Raw genomic sequence first — 18,807 nt, forward strand, 5'->3', positions numbered from 1 at the left:
CTCAGAAGTCGAGGCCGAGGTCGAGCGTGCGCGCCGAATGGGTGAGCGCGCCGACCGAGATGTAATCGACGCCGGTCGCCGCGACCTCGGCGATGCGGCCGAGCGCCATGTTGCCCGAGGCCTCGGTGATCAGCCGGCCGGCGACCATCCTGACCGCCTCGGTGAGCGTCGCGGTCTCCATGTTGTCGAGGAGGACCGCGTCGGCGCCGCCGACCTCCAGCACCTCGGCGAGCTGGTCGAGACGGTCGACCTCGATCTCCACCCGCATCATGTGCGAGGCGCTGGCCTTCGCCGCCGTGAGCGCCGGCGCAATACCGCCAGCGGCGGCGATGTGGTTGTCCTTGATCAGGATCGCGTCGGACAGCGAGAAGCGGTGGTTGAAGCCGCCGCCGTGCAGCACGGCCTGCTTCTCGACGAGGCGCAGACCGGGCGTGGTCTTGCGGGTGCAGGTGATGCGCGCCCGCGTGCCCCTTGTCTCGGCCACGAAATCGGCGGTCTGGCTGGCGATGCCCGAGAGCCGCCCCGCGAAATTGAGCGCCACCCGTTCACCCGTCAGGATCGAGGCCGCATCGCCCGCGATCTCCATCAGCACCTCGCCCGCCGCGCAGGCCGCGCCGTCGGGAACCTTCGTGGTGACGGCCAGCGCCGGATCGACGAGGCGGAAGGCGAGTGCCGCGATCTGCATCCCCGAGACGCGGCCCGCCGCGCGGGCGTTCAGCCGGGCGGTGTAGCGGATGCCGGCAGGGATCACGGCGCGGGTCGTGACGTCGCCATAGGTGCCGAGGTCCTCGATCAGCGCGGCACGCACGAGGGGTTCGAGGATCAGGTCGGGAAGCGGGGTCATGTCGGCTCCTTCTCGGGCAGGGCGCGGCGCGCCATTGCCTCGGCGAGTGTCAGGCGCGAGCGGCGAGCCGTGTCGGCGGCGCGCGGAAAATCGCTGCGGAAATGCGCGCCGCGGCTTTCCTCGCGCATCAGCGCGGCGGCGGCGATCAGTGTCGCGGTAGCGGTCATGTTGCGGAAGGTGGCGCTGTCGCCGTGCCGGGCCTCGAGCGCGGCGATCGTGGCGAGCGCGCTGCGCAGACCCTTTTCGTCGCGGATCAGGCCCACATCAGCGGTCATCACCTGCCTGAGCCGGGCTACCGCTTCGGGGTCGACGGGCACGCCACCGGGCCGAAACTCCGGCATAACCGGCGCAGCGGAACGGGGGGCAGGCAGGGTGGCGGCGATGCCCTCTGCGCAGGTCTCGGCATAGACCAGCGCCTCCAGAAGCCCGTTCGAGGCAAGCCGGTTGGCGCCGTGCAGCCCCGTCGAGGCCGCTTCGCCGCAGACCCAGAGATTGCCGAGCGAGGCGCGGCCTGCCGCATCGGTCGCGATGCCGCCCATGTGGTAATGCGCAGCGGCGGCGACGGGGATCCGCTCCGTGACCGGGTCGATCCCGGCGCGGGCGCAGGCGGCGGCGACAGCTGGAAAGCGGGTCAGGAACGAGGCGCCCAGCGCGGCGCGGGTGTCGAGCATCGGCCGATTGCCCTGACGCCATTCGGCATGGATCGCGCGGGCGACGATGTCGCGGGGCGCAAGCTCGGCATCGGGGTGGATCCCGGCCATGAAGCGGCAGCCGTGGCGGTTGACGAGGATCGCGCCCTCGCCCCGCAGCGCCTCGGTGGCAAGGGGTGCGGGTTCCTCGCCGGCGTCGATCGCGGTCGGGTGGAACTGCACGAACTCGGCATCCGCGATCACTGCGCCTGCACGGGCGGCAAGGCCGATCACCTGGCCCCGGATGCGCGGCGGGTTGGTGGTCAGCGCGTAGAGCCCGGCCGAGCCGCCGCCGGCGAGAAGGATGGCGGGGGCGGCGATGAAAACAGGCTCTGAACCGGCCGGATCTGCGGATTCCACCACCACGCCGGTGACGGTTCCGCCCGCCACCTCCAGCCCCGTCGCCATCGCGCCTTCGAGCACCTGCACGGAACCCGCGCGCCGCACCTCGGCGACGAGCGCGCGCATGATCTCGGCCCCGGCCTGGTCGCCCTTGACCCGGACCACGCGGGCGAAACTGTGCGCGGCCTCGCGCGAGAGCACATAGCCGCCCGAGGCGTCGCGGTCGAAAGGCGTGCCGAGCCGGGTGAGACTTTCGATATGGCCGGGGGCGGCGGCGGTCACCCGATGCGCGACGCCCGCATCCACGGTCCCGGCCCCGGCGCGGATCGTGTCGGCGGCATGGGCCTCGGGCGTGTCGGCGGCCGCCATCGCGGCGGCGACGCCGCCCTGCGCCCAGGCCGAACTTGCCCCCTCGCCAAGCCGTTCGGGCGAGATCAGCACCACCGGATGCGGCGCGAGCCGGAGCGCCGCCGACAGCGCGCCGAGCCCGGCGCCGACGATGATCACCCGGTCGGTCGCGATCCGTTGCACCTAAGATCAGACCCCGAGCTGGCGCGAGAGCGCGATCATCTTCTCCACCGCCACCCGCGCGCGGGCGGCGACGCCGGCCTCGACCTCGACCTGGCCGGTCATGGTGTGGAGCGCGTAGAGCACCTTCTCCAGCGTGATCTTCTTCATGTAGGGGCACATGTTGCAGGGCCGGGCGAAATCGACCTCCGGCAGCTCGTCGGAGATGTTCGTCGCCATCGAGCATTCGGTGACCAGCATCGCCTTCGCGGGCTTGTGGTCATGCACCCACTTGATGATCCCGGCGGTCGAGCCGGTGAAATCGGCCTCGGCCACGACCTCGGGGGTGCATTCGGGATGGGCGAGGATCTTCACCTCGGGATCGTGCGCCCGGTAGGCGCGCAGGTCTTCGGCGGTGTAGAGCTCGTGCACGATGCAGGAACCGGGCCAGAACACGACCTTCTTAGAGGACTGGTTGGCGACATTCTGCGCAAGGTAGCGGTCGGGCGTCATGATCACCGTATCGCCCTCCATCGCCTCGACGATCTGGAGCGCGTTGGCCGAGGTGCAGCAGATGTCGGAGGCCGCCTTCACCTCGGCGGTGGTGTTGACATAGGAGACGACCGGCGCGCCGGGATATCGGCGGCGCATCTCCTCCACCCCCTCGGCGGTGATGCTTTCGGCGAGCGAGCAGCCCGCCGCCATGTCGGGCATCAGCACGGTCTTGGCCGGGTTGAGGATCTTCGAGGTCTCGGCCATGAAATGCACGCCGCATTGCACGATCACCTCGGCCTCGACCTCGGTCGCCTTGATCGCAAGCTGGAGGCTGTCGCCGACATGGTCGGCGATGCCGTGGTAGATGTCGGGCGTCATGTAGTTATGCGCGAGAATCACCGCGTTCCGCTCTTTCTTCAGGCGGTTGATCGCGGCGACATAGGGCGCGTGGATCGCCCAATCGGCGAAGGGCAGGACCCGGTCCATGCGGGCATGGATGTGGCGCTGCGCCTCCGCGAGGTCGAGCGATGGCGCGAGGTCGTAGTGATCGGCAAGGGTCGCGCGCATGTTGGCGAGGTCAAGCAATGGATTTCCCCCCGGAAAACGACGTTGACGTTGCGTATACGAGCGTTTCGCGAAGTGCCAGAGGCGGATGCGATGTTAGCGCCGACACCGTCGCGAGGTTGCGGATGGGCACTGAAAGCTCTGAATCGCCGCACTTGCAAAGCGTTTGCGCAACGACTAGTCGATGCTCGGTGACGGGGTCGGCGACGGACACGGCACCGGGATATCTCAGGAACGGGAGACGCCAGTGCTCGACGATCTGACCATCCGGACCGACTGGACCCGCGAGGAAGCGGACCGGATCTACAACCAGCCTTTCAACGACCTCCTGTTTCAGGCCCAGACGATCCACCGCCAGCATTTCGACCCGAACCAGGTCCAGCGGTCGAAGCTGCTCAGCATCAAGACCGGCGGCTGTGCGGAGGATTGCGCCTATTGCAGCCAGTCGGCGCGCAACGGCGCGACGCTCTCGGCCTCGAAGCTGATCGAAGTGGAGCGGGTGCTGGCCGAGGCGCGCAAGGCCAAGGAAGCCGGCGCCACGCGCTATTGCATGGGGGCCGCCTGGCGGTCGCCGAAAGAGCGCGACATGGACACGCTGGTGGCGATGGTCGAGGGCGTGAAGGCGCTCGGCATGGAAAGCTGCATGACGCTCGGGATGCTCGACGACAACCAGGTCCTGAAGTTGAAGGGCGCCGGGCTCGACTACTACAACCACAATATCGACACCTCGGAACGCTACTATTCCGAGATCATCACGACCCGGACATTCGCCGACCGTATCGAGACGATCAACCGCGTGCGCGAGGCCGGAATCAAGGTCTGCGCCGGCGGCATCGTCGGCATGGGCGAGGAGCAGATGGACCGGATCGACATGCTCCTGGCCCTCGCGACGCTGGAGAGCCATCCGGACAGCGTGCCGATCAACATGCTGATCCCGATCGCCGACACGCCCCTGGCCGAGACGAAGCCGCTCGACCCGATCGAGTTCGTCCGCACGGTGGCGCTGGCGCGGATCCTGATGCCGAAGTCTCATGTCCGGCTCTCCGCCGGGCGGACCGAGATGTCGGACGAGATGCAGGCGATGTGCTTCTTCGCCGGGGCGAACTCGATCTTCGTCGGCGACACGCTGCTGACCGCCGACAATCCCGGCGAGGACAAGGATGCGGCGCTCTTCGCCCGCCTCGGCATCACCGCGATGGCGCCGGGGTGCGACGGGCAGAGATGAGCGGCCTTGCGCGGCAGGTCCGCGCGCTTGAGGCGCTCGAGGCGCGGGGGCGGCTCCGCCGCCTGATGCCGCGTGCGGGAGCCGATTTCGCGTCGAACGACTATCTCGGGCTCGCGGGGTCGGACCTTCTGCGGCAGGCCGCCTCGGACGCCCTGGCGCGCGGCGTCGCCGTGGGTGCGGGCGGCTCGCGGCTCCTGCGCGGCAACGACGCCGAGCATGAGGCGCTGGAGGCGGAGGCCGCCGCCTTCTTCGGGACCGAACGCGCGCTCTATCTCGGCGGCGGCTTTCCCGCCAATCTCGCGATCTTCTCCGCGCTACCGCAGCATGGCGACCTCGTGCTGCATGACGCGCTCATTCATGCCAGCGCCCATGACGGGATGCGGCTCGGTCGGGCCGAGGCGCGCAGCTTCCCGCACAACGACGTGACCGCGGCCGAGGACGCGATCCGTGGCTGGCGCAATGAGGGCAGGACCGGGCAGGTCTGGATCGCCGTCGAGGCGGTCTATTCGATGGACGGCGATCTGGCGCCCATCGCCGATCTCGCTGCGGTCGCCGAACGGCACGAGGCGATGCTGATCGTCGACGAGGCCCATGCGACCGGGCTCTTCGGACCCGAGGGGCGCGGGCTCGCCCATGCCGTCGCGGGGCAGGATAACGTGGTTTCGCTCCATACCGGCGGCAAGGCGCTCGGGGTTCACGGCGGGCTGGTGACGGCGGCGGCGCCGCTCGTCGACATGCTGGTCAACAAGGCGCGGAGCTTCATCTACGCGACCGCGCCGTCGCCCCTGAACGCCGCCCTGCTGCGGGCGTCGCTCAGCGACCTCGCGACCAACCCGGCGCGGCGCGAGGCGGCGCTGAAGCTCCGCGCCCAGGCGCACGAGGCGGCTCACGCGCTTTGCGGGCTTCACGGTTTCGAAAGCCAGATCCTGCCGGTGATCCTCGGCGACGACCGCCGCACGATGGCGGTGGCCGAGGCGTTGCAGGCGCGCGGCTTCGACGTGCGCGGCATCCGCCCGCCCACGGTGCCGCGCGGCACCTCGCGGCTGCGCATCTCGATCACCCTCAACACCAGCGCCGAGGTCGTGACCGACCTCTTCACCGCGCTCGCCGAGATCACGGAGGCGGTACCGGCATGACGAACGCTCTCATCGTCGCGGGCACCGATACCGGCATCGGCAAGACGCTTGTCGCCGCCGGGCTGACCGGCGCGCTTTCCGCGCGCTACTGGAAGCCGGTGCAATCGGGGCTCGAGGAGGAGACCGACAGCGAGGTCGTGGCCCGCCTTACCGGCGCCGAGACCTTGCCAGAGGCCTACCGCCTCAAGCTCCCCGCCTCGCCGCATCTTTCGGCCGAGGCCGAGGACGCGGTGATCGACCCGGTCCGGCTTTCCTTGCCCGAGGTCGAGGGGCCGCTCGTCGTCGAGGGCGCGGGCGGGCTGATGGTGCCCCTGAACCGGCAGCTTCTCCAGATCGACCAGTTCGCGAACTGGCGCCTGCCGATGGTGCTCTGCGCCCGCACTGCGCTCGGCACGATCAACCACACGCTTCTCTCGCTCGAAGCCGCGAAGGCGCGCGGGATCGAGGTTCTGGGCGTGATCTTCGTCGGTGACGCGGAACCTCTGGTCGAGGCGACGATCCGCGATTTCGGCGGGGTTCGCCACCTCGGGCGGCTGGCAAAACTAGACCCTGTTACGGCCGAAACGCTGCGGTCCGGCATCGCCGCGGGCATCGACCTCGCGCCCATCCGCGAAAGGCTCGGCCATGTCCCAGCTTGAGTTCGACCGCGCCCATCTCTGGCATCCCTACACCAATGTCGTGAAACCGGGTGCCACTTTCCTCGCGAAATCCGCGGAGGGCGTGCGGATCACGCTCGACGACGGAACCGAACTCATCGACGCGATGTCGTCCTGGTGGAGCGTGATCCACGGCCACCGCCACCCGGCGATCATGACCGCGGTGCACGACCAGCTCGACCGGATGCCGCACGTGATGTTCGGCGGGCTCACCCATGACCCGGCGGTCGATCTCGGCCGCAAGCTGCTGGCAATGGCGCCACCCTCGCTGACGCGGATCTTCTACTGCGATTCCGGCTCGGTCTCGGTCGAGGTGGCGATGAAGATGGCGGTGCAGTACCAGCATTCCGCCGGGCGGCCCGCACGCAGCCAGTTCGCCACGATCCGCGGCGGCTATCACGGCGACACCTGGAAGGCGATGAGCGTCTGCGACCCGGTGACGGGGATGCACCATCTTTTCAAGGGCGCGCTCTCCGTCCAGCATTTCGCCGAGCGGCCGCCGTTGCGGCTCGGCGACGACTGGGACGAGGATCCGGAGCGGAACGGGCTTGCCGATCTCGCGCGGCTGGTCGCGGCCAACAAAGACCGGCTCGCGGCGCTGATCCTCGAACCGGTGGTGCAGGGTGCGGGAGGGATGTATTTCTACCACCCCGAATACCTGAACCGCGCCCGCGCGATCTGCGACGAGCACGGGCTTCTCCTCATCTTCGACGAGATCGCCACCGGCTTCGGCCGGGCCGGGCGGCTCTTCGCCACCCGCTTCACCGGGATCGAACCGGATATCCTGTGCCTCGGCAAGGCGCTGACCGGCGGCACCATGTCATTCGCTGCGACGCTCGCCTCAACTCGGGTCGCCGAGGTGATCGGCGGCGGCGAGCCGGGGCTTTTCATGCACGGGCCGACCTTCATGGCCAACCCGCTGGCATGTGCCGCCGCCTGTGCGAGCCTCGATCTGCTGGCGACCGGCGACTGGGAGAGGCAGGTGGCCTTGATCGAGGCGCAGATGCAGGCCGAGCTTTCGTCCGCCCGCGCGCTGCCGGGCGTGGCTGATGTGCGCGTCCTCGGCGCCATCGGCGTGATCGAGATGGACCATGCGGTCAGCGCCGACCGCGCGCATGGGTATTGCCGCGAGCTCGGCGTGTTCCTGCGGCCCTTCGGGCGCAACATCTACGCGATGCCGCCTTTCGTCACCTCACCCGACGATCTTAGCCGCATCACCGGCGGGATGCTGGCGCTCGCGAAGGTGCTCTGAGGCGGCGATGGAGGCGATCTGGCTCAGACGGGACGGCGCGGCGCGGGTGGTGGTCTTCTTCGCCGGCTGGGGGGCGGAACCCTCGGACGTCGCTCGTCTCGGCGGAACATATGATGTGCTCTTCGTCCGCGACTGGCGCGTGCTCGGCGATCTGCCGGACCTTTCGGCCTATGCCGAAAGGCTGCTCGTTGCCTGGTCCTTCGGCGTCGCCGCCTATGGCCACTGGCAGGTGGGCCGGTCCGATCCCTTCACCCGCAAGGTCGCCGTGAACGGGACGCTCGCGCCGGTGGACCGGGAGCGTGGCATCCCGCCCAAGGTCTTTGCGATGACGCTCGCGGGCCTCAGCGAGGAGAGCTTCCACGCCTTTCTCGCCCGCTCGCACGGTGCCGACCAGCCGCGCCGCGCGGTCGATGTCGCGGCGATGACGGCCGAGCTGGAATCGGTGCGCGACCGGGGGCCGGCGCCCGAGGTGCGCTTCGACAATATCTGGATCGGTACGGCCGACCGCATCATCCCGACCGCGAACCAGCGCCGGGCCTGGGAGGGGCAGGCCGACCGGATCACCGAGATCGACGCGGCCCACGCGCCCTTCGCCCATTGGTCGGATTGGGAGGCGCTCTCGTGACCGCCCGCACCGACAGCGCCCGTGTCCATGACAGCTTCCGCCGCAGCCTCGGCTCCTACCACGCCGAGGCCTCGGTACAGGCCCGGATCGCGCGGCACCTCGCATCGCTTCTCGCTGACGCCGGCGCGCCCAACGCCTTCGATCGGGTGTTTGAATTCGGTGCCGGCACCGGTCATCTGACCGGCGCGCTCCTCGACCGGTTCACCGTGTCGGAGCTTACACTCAACGACCTCGTCTCCGAATGCCGGCCGTATCTCGCCCCGCTGGTCGGGGACCGCGTATCCGGCTGGTCCTTCCTCTCCGGCCCCGTGGAATTCGCGCCGCTTTCCGGTCCCTACGACCTCATCTCCTCGGCCTCGACGGTGCAGTGGCTCGACGATCCGGCGGCGCTTCTCGCCCGTCTGGCCAACCATCTCCGACCCGGTGGCTGGATGGCGTTGAGCGGCTTCGGCCCCGGCCAGTTCGCCGAACTCGCCGAACTCGGCGCGACCGGCGCCGCGCCGCATTACGCAACGGTGGCAGAATGGCGCGGGCTCCTGCCCGCGGGCGTCAGCCTCGTCGCGGCGGAGGAACGTTCGGATCGCCAGCATTTCGCCGATCTCCGCGCGCTTCTCCGGCACCTGCGGCAGACCGGCGTCAACGGCCGCACTGGTGGCGCCTGGACGCGCGGACAGCTCGCAGCGATCGAAGATGCCTATCGCCAGCGCCATTCCGACGGTGGCAAGCTCCGGCTGACCTACGCGCCGGTCTACCTGATCCTCAGGAAAGAGATTTAGAGCCCGGCCTCGGCCTGGATCTCGGCGCGGCTCTTGCGCGCCCGTTCTGTCGCCGACTTGAGCTGGCCGCAGGCCGCCATGATGTCCTCGCCGCGCGGGGTGCGGATCGGCGAGGCGTAACCGGCCTTGTAGACGATGTCGGCGAAGGCCTCGATCCGCTCCCAGTCCGAGCGTTCATAGGGGCTGCCAGGCCATTCGTTGAACGGGATGAGGTTGATCTTGGCCGGGATGCCGCGGATGAGCTTCACCAGCCGCTTCGCGTCCTCGTCACTGTCGTTCACGCCCTTCAGCATCACGTATTCGAAGGTGATCCGCTCCGAGTTCGACAGGCGCGGATAGTCGCGAAGGGCTGCAAGCAGCGTCTCGATGTTCCAGCGCTTGTTGATCGGCACCAGCTTGTCGCGGGTCTCGTTCGTGGTGGCGTGGAAGCTGACCGCGAGGAGGCAGCCGATCTCCTCGGCCGCCCGCGCGATCTCCGGCACCACGCCGGAGGTCGAGAGCGTGATCCGGCGGCGCGAGAGCGTCAGCCCCTCGCCATCCATCACCACCTTCATCGCGTCGCGGACATTCTCGAAATTGTACAAGGGCTCGCCCATGCCCATCAGCACGACGTTGGAGACAAGCCGCGTCTCGTTCTTCGGCGCGCCCTGTTCCGGCCATTCGTCGAGATCGTCGCGGGCCAGCATGACCTGGCCGACGATCTCTGCCGCCGTGAGGTTGCGCACCAGCTTCTGCGTGCCGGTATGGCAGAAGGAACAGGTCAGCGTGCAGCCGACCTGGCTGGAGATGCAGAGCGTGCCGCGGTTCTCCTCGGGGATATAGACCGTCTCCACCTCGTGCCCGCCGGCGATACGGAGGAGGTACTTGCGGGTGCCGTCGGCCGAGACCTGGCGGGTGACGACCTCGGGCAGGGAGATCTCGAACTTCTCCGCCAGCATCGCCCGGTAGTCCTTGGCGAGGTTGGTCATCGACGCGAAGTCACGCACGCCCCAGTGATAGATCCACTGCCAGATCTGGCCCACGCGCATCTTCGCCTGCTTCTCGGGCGTCCCGGCGGCGATCAGCGCGTCGCGCAACTGGTCACGGGTCAGGCCGACGAGGTTCACCCGGCCGCCTTCCGGCAGCTTGCGGGCAATCGTCACCACATCCTGGGTGATCGGCGCGGAGGGGCGGGTGTCGGTCATGCGTCTCGGTCCAAAAGCTCAAGGCTGCATCATATAGTCGAAGATTGGCCGGAACGGAACAGGATGAATTCGGCCGCCGTTGCGCACGGGAAACTGGCCCGTTCACGGCATGAAACAGCGCCGCCCGGTGCGGGCGGCGCTGCGAGTTTCGACGATTGTACGGGGCGGCGTCACCCGAACGGAGAAGTCACCTCGGCCTCGGTCGGATGCCCGGCCTCGCGCCATTCCTGGGTGCCTCCGGACAGGTAGCGGACATCGGTGAAGCCGCGCATCTGGAGGGCATGCGCCGCCAGCGCGCCCATCGGGCCGGCCTGGCAGGCGGTGACAATGGGGGTGGTCCGGTCCTTGAGCGCAGGCGGCAGCATCCCCTCCCGCAGATCGTCCAGCCCGACATTGTACGCGCCGGGGATCAGGCCGGTCGTGGAGGCGATGGCCTCGGTCGGGCGCGGATCGACGAAGACGGCCGTTCCCTTCGAATGGAGATCATGGGCTTCACGAACCGAAATCGCGGGAACGGCGGTCTTGGCTTCAGCCACGAGGGTATCGAAACACTTGGTCATTTTAGTCTCCTGTTCTTCACTGGCTGGCGTGAAAGTTCTTGTCCGGGGCGGCGGCTGGATTTGGGGATCAGTCCGCCCCGAACCCCTCGAAAAGCACAGTCGACTGGTAGCGTTCGGCGGCGCTCGCGAAGATCGTGACGACGGTCTTGCCCGCCATGCCCTCGCGGGCGGCGACGCGCAGCGCGACATGCAGTGCGGCGCCTGACGAAATGCCCGCTGCGATCCCCTCCTTCACGGCCATGTCCCGGGTCGCGGCAAAGGCGGCGTCGTTGGAGACGGTCTCAACCACATCGACCAGCGTGACATCGAGGTTTTCGGGGATGAACCCCGGCCCGATCCCCTGGATCATGTGCGGCGCGTGCGCGCCGCCTGAGATGACCGGGCTGTTCTCCGGCTCGACGGCGATGACGCGCAGCCCGGGTTTCTTCGCCTTCAGCACACGCGCAACGCCGGTCAGCGTACCGCCCGTCCCGGTCCCGAGCACGATCGCATCGACCTCTCCGTTCGTATCGCGCCAGATTTCCTCGGCGGTGGTGCGCGCATGGATCTCGGGATTGGCCGGGTTGCCGAACTGCCAGGGCATCACCGCACCCGGCGTCGCCGAAACGATCTCCCGCGCCTTCTCGATCGCGGCGTTGATGCCCTTCTCCTTCGGCGTCAGGACCAGCTCGGCGCCGAGGAACCGCATCAGCTTGCGGCGCTCGACCGAGAAGCTGTCCGGCATCGTGAGGATGCAGCGGTAGCCCCGAGCGGCGCAGGCAAAGGCGAGCGCGATGCCGGTATTGCCCGAGGTCGGCTCGACGATGGTGCTGCCTGGTCCGATCTCACCCCGCGCCTCCAGCGCGTCCAGCATGGCAACGCCGATCCGGTCCTTCACGCTTCCAAGCGGATTGAGGAATTCAAGCTTGGCGAGGACGCGCGCGCCGGCGCCACGTTCCTGCGCCATGCGGTTGATCCGGACGAGCGGCGTGTTGCCGACAGTTTCGGTGATCGAGCCGTAGACCCGGCCGCGAGCTTCTATGGCAGGCGTCGCGGCGAGGGTCGTTTGCATTTGATGGGTCATGACAGGGTCCTTTCCTGAGTTTATGGGTTGGTCAGGTGGCGCGGCCGGATGACCGCCCGTGGATCTCCCGGCGGAGAGCCACGGCCGCGAGGGTGGCGGAGAGGCAGGCGCCGGCGAGGCCGAGCATCGAGCCGACGGCGAGGTCGTGGCCCATGCCGAAGGGCGCGGCGGCGAGCATCAGCGAGCGGAACCGGAGGAGATCGCTCTGGAGCCGGCCGAGCATGACGAGGCTGCAGGCCGTCATCGAGCAGAAGGACGGTAGGCCCGACCAGGTCAGCACGCAGACCGCGACGACACCGGGCAGAAACGCGAGGCCCATCCAGCGGAGCCAGGGCCGGTTTCCCGCAATCAGGGCGATCATCGTCTGCGTCGCGCCAAGGGCACAGACCGCAGCACCGCTCCAGGCATCGATAAGCGCGTATTGTGCCCCGTAGTTCGTGCCGATCCCGAATTGAACGCCGAGCATGGCGCGGCGGGAAGAGAAGAGCGGCCAGACCAGTTGGCAGGCGAGCCCGGCGGCGCCAAACATCGCGGCTGCGGGGTGTTGCGTGATGAGGTTGATCGGGTCCATCGGATCGGTCTCCCAAAAATACCAACTGGTCGGTATATTAGGCAGACCGAACGGTATGTCGTCAATGCACTTCCCCCCCGCAAATACAGAAATCTCGTAATATACTGTATTCAAATGCTTAATAGTTTGACTTCTGACTTGGGAATTAGCTCCGTACCGCATTAATACGAACTGGTTGGTATGGAAAATCGTATGACTCAGAAGGCAGAATCGACTCGCGACCGGTTGCTTGACGCTGCGCGGGACTTCGTGATGGCAAGGGATTCGCAGGGACCTCGGTCGACGATGTCCTGAAGGCCACCGGGCTGACGAAGGGCGCCTTCTTTCATCACTTCAAGGGAAAGGCGGACCTCGCGCGCGAGCTGGTCAGGCGTTACGCATTGAAGGACCTGAAGATGTTCTAGGAGTTCCAGCGCCAGGCGCAGGAACAAAGCGACGATCCGCTCGAACAGGTCATGGCATTCCAGAAGCTGTTCGAAGTCTACATCAGCAATTCCGAGGACCCCGCCCCCGGCTGCATGTACGCGGTCTACACCTACGAAAGCCGGCAGTTCGACGCCGATGTGCTCGACTTCGTCTCAGACACGCTGCGGCAATGGACCTCGATCTACGTCCGCATGTTCCAGGATGTCCTCGACCGCTACGAGCCCGCGCTGCCGATCACCGCACGGCAACTTGCCGAGATGATCGTCTCGGTCATCGAGGGCGCCCTGGTTCTGCAAAGGGCGCATGGCGACACCGACACCACGAGGCGGCAGTCCGAGCAGTTCCGGAACTACCTGACGCTGCTCTTTCCAACGGCTCGCTTATCGCAGAAGCGGTGCGGGAATCGCCTGTGACGCGATCCCCTGAAACGGCACCGTGTGTAGTCGGAGTTTTCCGCGTCGCCTTCCAGCCGGGATCGCGGCGCCACCTGGTTACGAGCGCCGCCCAGGGCACCATGGCGGTAAGCTGGCCGCTGTCGAGCCTCTGGGAGTAAGCACGTCGGAGGTAGTCGCCGGCGATGTACCGGATGGATCTGATTCCTGACACCAACCGAGATCGGAACATCAGACACGCTTCCCTGATGCAAGACTTTCGCGTGTTGTGGAGAAGGCCTCCAATGTGGAATGCCGCCGGAACTGATCGGCTTCGCGGCCTAACGGCTGATGGTGTCCTTTTCGAGGCGCGCCGGGGCAAGTTGCCATCGACGAGTCCAGTCGAACGCCTGAGCGGCGAGATCACGCGGCGCACCGCGGTCGTCGGGTTCGGGGAACCGCCGATCACAAGAGGCGCTATCGAACCGGTGCCTGATCGCCAGATTGCAGATGCCGGCGCGCTGTCCGTCTCTGGCAATCGGGGCCAAAAAAAGCCGGTCCGCCGCCGCCTCACTCTCCGAGAAGACTTGCGTCAGAGACAGCGTCCGCGCAGCCGCCGAAAGAAGATAATGGTGCGCCTAGTGCCGCTGCTTTGCCAACTGGCGTTTATCGTCCTCCAGGATCTGGTCGATGATCGGAATGAAGGGATCGAGCTTCGGCCGGACAGGTGACTTCGACCGACGATACCCCGGCGGCACCGAGTGCTTCAGGCCCTTCGCCACCGGCTTGCGGTCGATGCCGAACATCCGTGCCGCTTCGCTCTTGCTCATCGCGTCGACATGGCACGCCCGGCGCACCAGCCCGTAAAGGTCCACAGCATACATCTCCCCGCCTTCAGCTCGTTGCCACAGGCGAAAGATGCGGCGTTATACTCGCTGACGGTCAGAACATCCGACCGTTTCCGCTGCCCATTTCTACTCCGGGATTCACATCGCTCCCCGGACTACGGCAAGGACCGCGCACACGATGTCGATACACCAACCGTGAACCAAGCGCGGTGTCTTGCGCGGCGATTACGGAGGAATCCAAGCATCCGGCACGCAGGATGAGATGCGGAAAAATCGACCCTCATCTGCGGCGATTAGGGATCACGTAAGGCGGCGTCATCGCATCAAATTCGGCGCGACAGCAAGCCACCGCTCGCGTCGCCATTCTGCAGAAGCGTGAGCGCCGCTGTCGACGCCGAATAGCCGGCTCCGAAACCTCGCGTCTCTGATCTCAACAGATACAGTCGCACAAGGTTTTCCACCTTTGCTGGGTCGGCGAACTGTACAACGCCGGATGAGCCTAGAAATCTCCTGGCCCGATCCTTGAGCACCGACACCTGCCGGTCGAGATCAATAGAGACGAAGGCGCTCGGCAGGCCAAACGCGACCTGAAACACCTCGCGAAGGGGAGGTGAGCCGAGCACGTTGAACCATTTCGCATCGTCGGAGATCGACCTTGTCGCGATCGCACCGAGTTCACGCTCGGCGTTCAGCGCAAATCGCATTTGCGGGTTCTGCTCACCGATGACGGCCTCGAATCGGCGCATCCGGTAACCTTCCAGGATCCGGTCAGCGAAGTCCGACAGCCGCGTGCGTGGTACTGCGTAGTCTCCGAATCCGAACGCTTTGGAGAGTTCAAGGTAGCGCTTGTCGGCGAGCTTGTTCGCCAGCGCGTAGGGGTCGAGCGTGCCATCCTCAAGCACTTTGCGGACGAAGTACCGGTTATTTATGTCGTCACCGAGCCCGAAGGCGCCCAGAGCGACCGAGAGCAGGCGACGATCCGCGACCAACGCCTCGGCGCTCCCGATCGATCCGATACGCTCGCGAAAATATGCTTCCTCCCGTTGCTGCGGGGCACTGGTGAAGAACGCTTCCTGTTGTGCGGCCCGCGTTTTGGCAAGGAACTTCCAGCCGGTGTAGCCGCCGAACGGGATAACCGGCGTGAAGCTCATACGCGGGCGGCCGCCAGAAGGCGGGCTTCCCGTGGCAGGAGAGCGCGGAGCGCCTTGAGAGCCGGATAGAATTGGTCAGCAAGCAGAGCGGCCGTCGCGGCGCCAAGCTGGGTCCGACTGTCATGATCGGTCAGCGCCTGGCTCAGCTGCTCGATGCCCCGCAGCATCTGGTGGCGGGCATCCTTTGGATCGGCGTCCCCCGAGAGCACGAGCTGGGCGATGTAGCAGACCCGGCGCACAGGCGTGTTGACCTCCTCGGGGTGGATCGCATCGCGCAGACGCAAGATATTGGCGTTCGGCGTCATGACCGCGAGCCGCGAGCGCTTGTCGCCGTTCTCGATCACCGCGCCGTTGATCAGCACGCGCTCGCGCGGCGCCAGCTTGAGGACGAGGCCGCTCATGCCGGATCCCCCTCGTTGCGCAGGCCGCGCATCATCGCGGTATTGATATCGATCAGCACATCGGCGCCGGCCTCGCCCGCGAGGATGCGGCGGGTATGCTGGGTGGTGAACTCCGACAAGTAGAAAATCTGCGCCCTGAGGCTTTTCGGCAAGGCGTTGGTCTCAAGCGCGACATCGGCCGCAAGCGCGGTCCAGAGCGTGCGGTTGTCATGCAGCGCGCCCGCCAGGGCGATGAAATCGCCGTCGCCGCGACCGGCGGCTTTCAGCCGGTGGGTGACACGGGCGAAGATCTCGTACTCCGTGCCACGCGTTGTCCTGGTGGGGGTGGCGGCGCTGGCATAGGCTGATCTGGCCAGAAGATGTGCGTTCACTTGGTTACCTTCCGATGACGATTTTCGTCGGTATACGGGTTTACCGCGGCGATCCGGGGCGCCGTTCGGGCGCCCCGGCCAAAGCCGTTACCGGAACAGCGACAAGATGTTCTGCGGCGCCTGGTTGGCAATCGACAGCGACTGGACGCCGAGCTGCTGCTGCACCTGCAGCGCCTGGAGCCGGGCCGAGGCCTCCTCCATATCGGCGTCCACCAGGGTTCCGATCCCGGTCTTGAGCGCGTCGGACAATTTGCCGACGAACTCCGACTGGATTTCGATTCGGCCCTGGGCGGAACCGAAGGAGGCGGCTGCGGCGATCGAGCTGTTGATCATCGTCTCGATGTTGTCGAGCGCGGCATCCGCTCCCGCATTCGTCGTCACGTCAATCGCATCAAGTCCGAAGAGCCCTCCCGATGCCGTCCCGCCTTCGTTGCCCGTCGAGGAGAAACTCTTGCTGGCACCGGAATTGTCGACCTTGAGGCTCCACTGGCCGGTCGACGCGTCCTGAACGACCTTGGTGGTGATACCGGTGAGACCGGCCGAGTCGATCGCGGTCTTGAGGCCCCTGGCCACATCCTCCATCGTTTCGCCCTTGCCGGCGACGTAGTTGTAGGAGCCGGATCCGATCGTGACCTTGTAACCATCGCCCTCCTTGACGGCGGCAGATGTGGAAAAGTCGATCTGTTCGGCCCGGTTGGCAATGTCGCCACTCGCCTGCGTGACAGCCGAACCGTTGAGGGACGTGATCTGGGAACCCGCAGCGTTGCCGGCCAGCGCCCCGACGGTCACCTTGGCGCTGTCGAAGGCCCGCGTCGACGTGACCGTCAGCGCCCCGCTCGACGCGGAAGCCGTGATTCCCTCGAGACCGAGCGCATTGATCGCGGCAGAGAAGAACGACGCCGCATTGGATTCGGTGTGTCCGGCCTGGCCTGTATAGTTGAGATCGACCCCCGCCACTGTCAGGGTCGCGTTTGCAGCCGAGTAGTCGGCGGCGGTGCCGGCAAAGGTCACGACGGCGCTGTTGCCCGTCGAAGCGACCGCGCTGGCACCGCCCGCAACAGTTGCGTTCGGGGCAAGCGACGTCCCGCCCCCATATACCCCGGCGCTCGTCGTCAGATCCTTGCGCCCGACCGTGATGTTGGCGGCGGTCACCGAGCCGTCACCCGCACGGTCGAGCGAGGACAGGATGTTCATGTCCTCGGTGCCCTTGAGCAGGTTCAGCCCGTTGAACTGAGCCGCGTTGACGACCGACTTGATCTGTTCGGTCAGCGCATCAATGTCGGTCTGGATCTTGCCTCGGTCGACGTTCTGTTCCTGCGCCGCGACGACCTTGCCCTTGATTTCAGTCAGAAGGTCCGTGACGGTTTCGGTGGCCTGACGCGCCACCGCAACCGAGGATTCGCCGAGGTTGAGGCTGTCGGAAATCCCCTTGAATCCCTTCACATCCGCCTCCATCACCTTCGAAATCGCCCAGACAGCGGCGTTGTCCTTGGCCGAGCCCACGGATTTGCCGGTGGAAATCTCGGCCTGGGTCTTCGACAGGCTGGAGTTGATGCCCTTGAGCGTCTGCAGCGCCACCATGGAGCTGGTATTCGTCAGAATGCTCGACATGCTTCGATCCTTCACAAGTTCGGCGCTTTGCGCCGGGTTACACAAGCCGCTGCTGGCGGCGCCGGAGGTGTTCTGACCGCTGCGGCAGGGACCACCCGCCGCGCCATCCGATCCCGGATGCAAGACTGAACCTGACGCTCAAAATCTAAGACATCGCTAAGGCAAGACATTGATTTCGATGCTTTTTAACGAAACCCGAGACCTACGCGCGGCGTTCGACGGTGCCGGCGCCGAATGCCACACTCTGCCGGCGACCGCTCTGGTCGTAGGTTTCAAGCCGCGTGCCCGCCTGTCGGACAAGATCATATCGCGCGCGCGCCGCCTTCACTCCCGACAGGACCGACGCCAGCAGGCGCCGATTGGTTTCCGCCCGCTCGCGCACGCCGGCGAGGCGGGAAGTGGCAAGCCGGTCCTCGATCCCCGCGAGCGCCTCGACCAACGCCGTCTTGCGCCGGACAAAGGCCGCAAGCGCCGCCAGATCACCGGCCTGGATCGCACGGTGTTCCGCCACAAGGAGATCCTCGAGATCGTCGATCACCCGAACCGGATCATGGAGCATCGCCGGCCCTCCTCTTCAGCGCCTCGAAGATGCTTTCTGCCAGACCGATTCCGCCGTTTCGCGCCAGCCCACTCGCCTGTTCCTGGCGCAGGAACGAGGCGAACTGCTCCTCTCCGACACCGCCGCCGAAGCTGTCACGCGCCTGGTCCAGCCCGGCGGACTTCAGCATCTCGCTGAGGAATTGTGCCTCCATCGCGTCGGCGGCAGAGCGCAGCGCCTGGATCCGCGGCTCGGTCGAAGCCTGTGGCAAAGGTGTCGCGGATATCCCGGTCATCGGCATTATCTCCGAACATGCGCGTTTCGCGGACTATGACCGGAGCGGAGTAAAGAAGCGGTAATCTCGTCCTGCCATTGTTGGCGTGACACAGGCAGAAGTCGTGAAGCATGGACCCGATCACGTTCGCGGCCCCGTTGCGGGCAACCCGTCCGCCCCAGGACGACATCCCGACAGAACCCGGCCCCACCGGCCGCCTGGCTCACTTCCTGGCCGCACTCGACGAACCGGCCGGTTCCGGTTCGGGAGGCGCCACGCCCGACAACGGCTTTCCAGGGCGTGCCCGGATCGCTTCGGACCTGACCG

Annotated in this window: 21 protein-coding genes and 1 pseudogene; 8 read left to right on the forward strand and 14 right to left on the reverse strand. The window is 66.7% G+C overall.

The window, feature by feature from the left end:
* Position 1: 1 nt before the first annotated feature.
* The 3 genes from nadC to nadA are packed head-to-tail and all read right to left on the reverse strand — an operon-like array spanning position 2 to position 3,444.
* Positions 2–844: a carboxylating nicotinate-nucleotide diphosphorylase gene (nadC, locus tag OEZ60_RS18200; RefSeq protein WP_263339313.1), complete on the reverse strand. Its 843-nt coding sequence runs from the start codon at positions 842–844 to the stop codon at positions 2–4.
* Positions 841–2,406 (reverse strand): L-aspartate oxidase, encoded by a 1,566-nt coding sequence (locus tag OEZ60_RS18205; protein WP_263339315.1) that lies wholly within the window; start codon positions 2,404–2,406, stop codon positions 841–843. The genes nadC and OEZ60_RS18205 overlap by 4 nt, the downstream gene beginning before the upstream one ends.
* A gap of 6 nt (positions 2,407–2,412) precedes the next feature.
* Positions 2,413–3,444, reverse strand: a complete 1,032-nt coding sequence (gene nadA, locus OEZ60_RS18210) for a quinolinate synthase NadA (protein WP_263339317.1) — start codon at positions 3,442–3,444, stop codon at positions 2,413–2,415.
* A gap of 244 nt (positions 3,445–3,688) precedes the next feature.
* Here nadA and bioB point away from each other — a divergent pair, with 244 nt between their 5' ends.
* The 6 genes from bioB to OEZ60_RS18240 are packed head-to-tail and all read left to right on the forward strand — an operon-like array spanning position 3,689 to position 9,111.
* The gene (gene bioB / locus OEZ60_RS18215) at positions 3,689–4,666 is read left to right on the forward strand and encodes a biotin synthase BioB (RefSeq protein ID WP_263339319.1); all 978 of its coding nucleotides are present in this window, start codon (positions 3,689–3,691) and stop codon (positions 4,664–4,666) included.
* Entirely contained in the window at positions 4,663–5,802 is a 1,140-nt protein-coding gene (locus OEZ60_RS18220) for an 8-amino-7-oxononanoate synthase (RefSeq protein WP_263339320.1), read from the forward strand. The genes bioB and OEZ60_RS18220 overlap by 4 nt, the downstream gene beginning before the upstream one ends.
* On the forward strand, positions 5,799–6,440 hold the full coding sequence (gene bioD / locus OEZ60_RS18225) for a dethiobiotin synthase (protein WP_263339322.1): 642 nt from the start codon (positions 5,799–5,801) through the stop codon (positions 6,438–6,440). The genes OEZ60_RS18220 and bioD overlap by 4 nt, the downstream gene beginning before the upstream one ends.
* Complete coding sequence (bioA, locus tag OEZ60_RS18230) at positions 6,427–7,710, forward strand: adenosylmethionine--8-amino-7-oxononanoate transaminase (RefSeq protein ID WP_263339323.1); 1,284 nt, start codon at positions 6,427–6,429, stop codon at positions 7,708–7,710. The genes bioD and bioA overlap by 14 nt, the downstream gene beginning before the upstream one ends.
* A 7-nt stretch (positions 7,711–7,717) precedes the next feature.
* Positions 7,718–8,335 (forward strand): pimeloyl-ACP methyl esterase BioG family protein, encoded by a 618-nt coding sequence (locus tag OEZ60_RS18235; protein ID WP_263339326.1) that lies wholly within the window; start codon positions 7,718–7,720, stop codon positions 8,333–8,335.
* Positions 8,332–9,111 (forward strand): methyltransferase domain-containing protein, encoded by a 780-nt coding sequence (locus OEZ60_RS18240; protein WP_263339328.1) that lies wholly within the window; start codon positions 8,332–8,334, stop codon positions 9,109–9,111. The genes OEZ60_RS18235 and OEZ60_RS18240 overlap by 4 nt, the downstream gene beginning before the upstream one ends.
* On the opposite strand, the gene rlmN is transcribed toward OEZ60_RS18240, so the two are convergent.
* The 4 genes from rlmN to OEZ60_RS18260 all read right to left on the reverse strand — a co-directional run bounded on the left by rlmN (position 9,108) and on the right by OEZ60_RS18260 (position 12,489).
* The gene (rlmN, locus tag OEZ60_RS18245) at positions 9,108–10,295 is read right to left on the reverse strand and encodes a dual-specificity RNA methyltransferase RlmN (RefSeq protein ID WP_263339331.1); all 1,188 of its coding nucleotides are present in this window, start codon (positions 10,293–10,295) and stop codon (positions 9,108–9,110) included. The genes OEZ60_RS18240 and rlmN overlap by 4 nt on opposite strands.
* Positions 10,296–10,465: 170 nt before the next feature.
* Positions 10,466–10,855 carry a rhodanese-like domain-containing protein gene (locus OEZ60_RS18250; protein WP_263339334.1) on the reverse strand — a complete coding sequence of 130 codons (390 nt, stop codon included), beginning with the start codon at positions 10,853–10,855 and terminating at the stop codon, positions 10,466–10,468.
* A 67-nt stretch (positions 10,856–10,922) separates the two neighbouring features.
* Positions 10,923–11,918, reverse strand: coding sequence for a cysteine synthase A (cysK, locus tag OEZ60_RS18255; RefSeq protein ID WP_317852848.1), 996 nt, complete (start codon positions 11,916–11,918; stop codon positions 10,923–10,925).
* Positions 11,919–11,949: 31 nt separating this feature from the next.
* Positions 11,950–12,489, reverse strand: coding sequence for a YgjV family protein (locus OEZ60_RS18260; RefSeq protein WP_263339337.1), 540 nt, complete (start codon positions 12,487–12,489; stop codon positions 11,950–11,952).
* A gap of 269 nt (positions 12,490–12,758) precedes the next feature.
* Here OEZ60_RS18260 and OEZ60_RS22310 point away from each other — a divergent pair.
* Positions 12,759–12,893, forward strand: a pseudogene (locus OEZ60_RS22310) (TetR/AcrR family transcriptional regulator); the annotation flags it as partial.
* A gap of 51 nt (positions 12,894–12,944) precedes the next feature.
* On the forward strand, positions 12,945–13,328 hold the full coding sequence (locus OEZ60_RS18265) for a TetR family transcriptional regulator C-terminal domain-containing protein (protein ID WP_263339338.1): 384 nt from the start codon (positions 12,945–12,947) through the stop codon (positions 13,326–13,328).
* A gap of 596 nt (positions 13,329–13,924) precedes the next feature.
* Here OEZ60_RS18265 and OEZ60_RS18270 read toward each other — a convergent pair.
* The 7 genes from OEZ60_RS18270 to OEZ60_RS18300 form a co-directional block, all read right to left on the reverse strand.
* Positions 13,925–14,170: a hypothetical protein gene (locus tag OEZ60_RS18270; protein WP_263339340.1), complete on the reverse strand. Its 246-nt coding sequence runs from the start codon at positions 14,168–14,170 to the stop codon at positions 13,925–13,927.
* Between the two features lie 287 nt (positions 14,171–14,457).
* Positions 14,458–15,285 (reverse strand): DUF1217 domain-containing protein, encoded by an 828-nt coding sequence (locus OEZ60_RS18275; RefSeq protein WP_263339342.1) that lies wholly within the window; start codon positions 15,283–15,285, stop codon positions 14,458–14,460.
* Positions 15,282–15,686 carry a flagellar biosynthesis repressor FlbT gene (gene flbT / locus OEZ60_RS18280; RefSeq protein WP_263339344.1) on the reverse strand — a complete coding sequence of 135 codons (405 nt, stop codon included), beginning with the start codon at positions 15,684–15,686 and terminating at the stop codon, positions 15,282–15,284. The genes OEZ60_RS18275 and flbT overlap by 4 nt, the downstream gene beginning before the upstream one ends.
* A complete protein-coding gene (gene flaF / locus OEZ60_RS18285; protein WP_263339346.1) occupies positions 15,683–16,057 on the reverse strand; it encodes a flagellar biosynthesis regulator FlaF in 375 nt (124 codons plus the stop codon). The genes flbT and flaF overlap by 4 nt, the downstream gene beginning before the upstream one ends.
* A gap of 87 nt (positions 16,058–16,144) precedes the next feature.
* Positions 16,145–17,791: a flagellin gene (locus OEZ60_RS18290; protein ID WP_317852849.1), complete on the reverse strand. Its 1,647-nt coding sequence runs from the start codon at positions 17,789–17,791 to the stop codon at positions 16,145–16,147.
* A 79-nt stretch (positions 17,792–17,870) separates the two neighbouring features.
* A complete protein-coding gene (locus tag OEZ60_RS18295; protein ID WP_263339348.1) occupies positions 17,871–18,206 on the reverse strand; it encodes a hypothetical protein in 336 nt (111 codons plus the stop codon).
* Between the two features lie 10 nt (positions 18,207–18,216).
* A complete protein-coding gene (locus OEZ60_RS18300) occupies positions 18,217–18,507 on the reverse strand; it encodes a rod-binding protein (protein WP_263339350.1) in 291 nt (96 codons plus the stop codon).
* Positions 18,508–18,807 lie beyond the last annotated feature (300 nt).

Origin of the sequence: Albidovulum salinarum (assembly GCF_025673475.1) — a bacterium.
In the GTDB taxonomy this organism is placed as follows: domain Bacteria; phylum Pseudomonadota; class Alphaproteobacteria; order Rhodobacterales; family Rhodobacteraceae; genus Albidovulum; species Albidovulum salinarum.

Coding starts and splice junctions, on each gene's coding strand:
- OEZ60_RS18270 (WP_263339340.1), bottom strand. CDS start 14,170: ATGTATGCTGTGGACCTTTACGGGCTGGTGCGCCGGGCGTGCCATGTC.
- OEZ60_RS18220 (WP_263339320.1), top strand. CDS start 4,663: ATGAGCGGCCTTGCGCGGCAGGTCCGCGCGCTTGAGGCGCTCGAGGCG.
- nadC (WP_263339313.1), bottom strand. CDS start 844: ATGACCCCGCTTCCCGACCTGATCCTCGAACCCCTCGTGCGTGCCGCG.
- bioD (WP_263339322.1), top strand. CDS start 5,799: ATGACGAACGCTCTCATCGTCGCGGGCACCGATACCGGCATCGGCAAG.
- OEZ60_RS18250 (WP_263339334.1), bottom strand. CDS start 10,855: ATGACCAAGTGTTTCGATACCCTCGTGGCTGAAGCCAAGACCGCCGTT.
- OEZ60_RS18235 (WP_263339326.1), top strand. CDS start 7,718: ATGGAGGCGATCTGGCTCAGACGGGACGGCGCGGCGCGGGTGGTGGTC.
- OEZ60_RS18260 (WP_263339337.1), bottom strand. CDS start 12,489: ATGGACCCGATCAACCTCATCACGCAACACCCCGCAGCCGCGATGTTT.
- flbT (WP_263339344.1), bottom strand. CDS start 15,686: ATGAGCGGCCTCGTCCTCAAGCTGGCGCCGCGCGAGCGCGTGCTGATC.
- nadA (WP_263339317.1), bottom strand. CDS start 3,444: ATGCGCGCGACCCTTGCCGATCACTACGACCTCGCGCCATCGCTCGAC.
- OEZ60_RS18275 (WP_263339342.1), bottom strand. CDS start 15,285: ATGAGCTTCACGCCGGTTATCCCGTTCGGCGGCTACACCGGCTGGAAG.
- OEZ60_RS18300 (WP_263339350.1), bottom strand. CDS start 18,507: ATGCCGATGACCGGGATATCCGCGACACCTTTGCCACAGGCTTCGACC.
- cysK (WP_317852848.1), bottom strand. CDS start 11,918: ATGACCCATCAAATGCAAACGACCCTCGCCGCGACGCCTGCCATAGAA.
- OEZ60_RS18265 (WP_263339338.1), top strand. CDS start 12,945: ATGGCATTCCAGAAGCTGTTCGAAGTCTACATCAGCAATTCCGAGGAC.
- bioA (WP_263339323.1), top strand. CDS start 6,427: ATGTCCCAGCTTGAGTTCGACCGCGCCCATCTCTGGCATCCCTACACC.
- rlmN (WP_263339331.1), bottom strand. CDS start 10,295: ATGACCGACACCCGCCCCTCCGCGCCGATCACCCAGGATGTGGTGACG.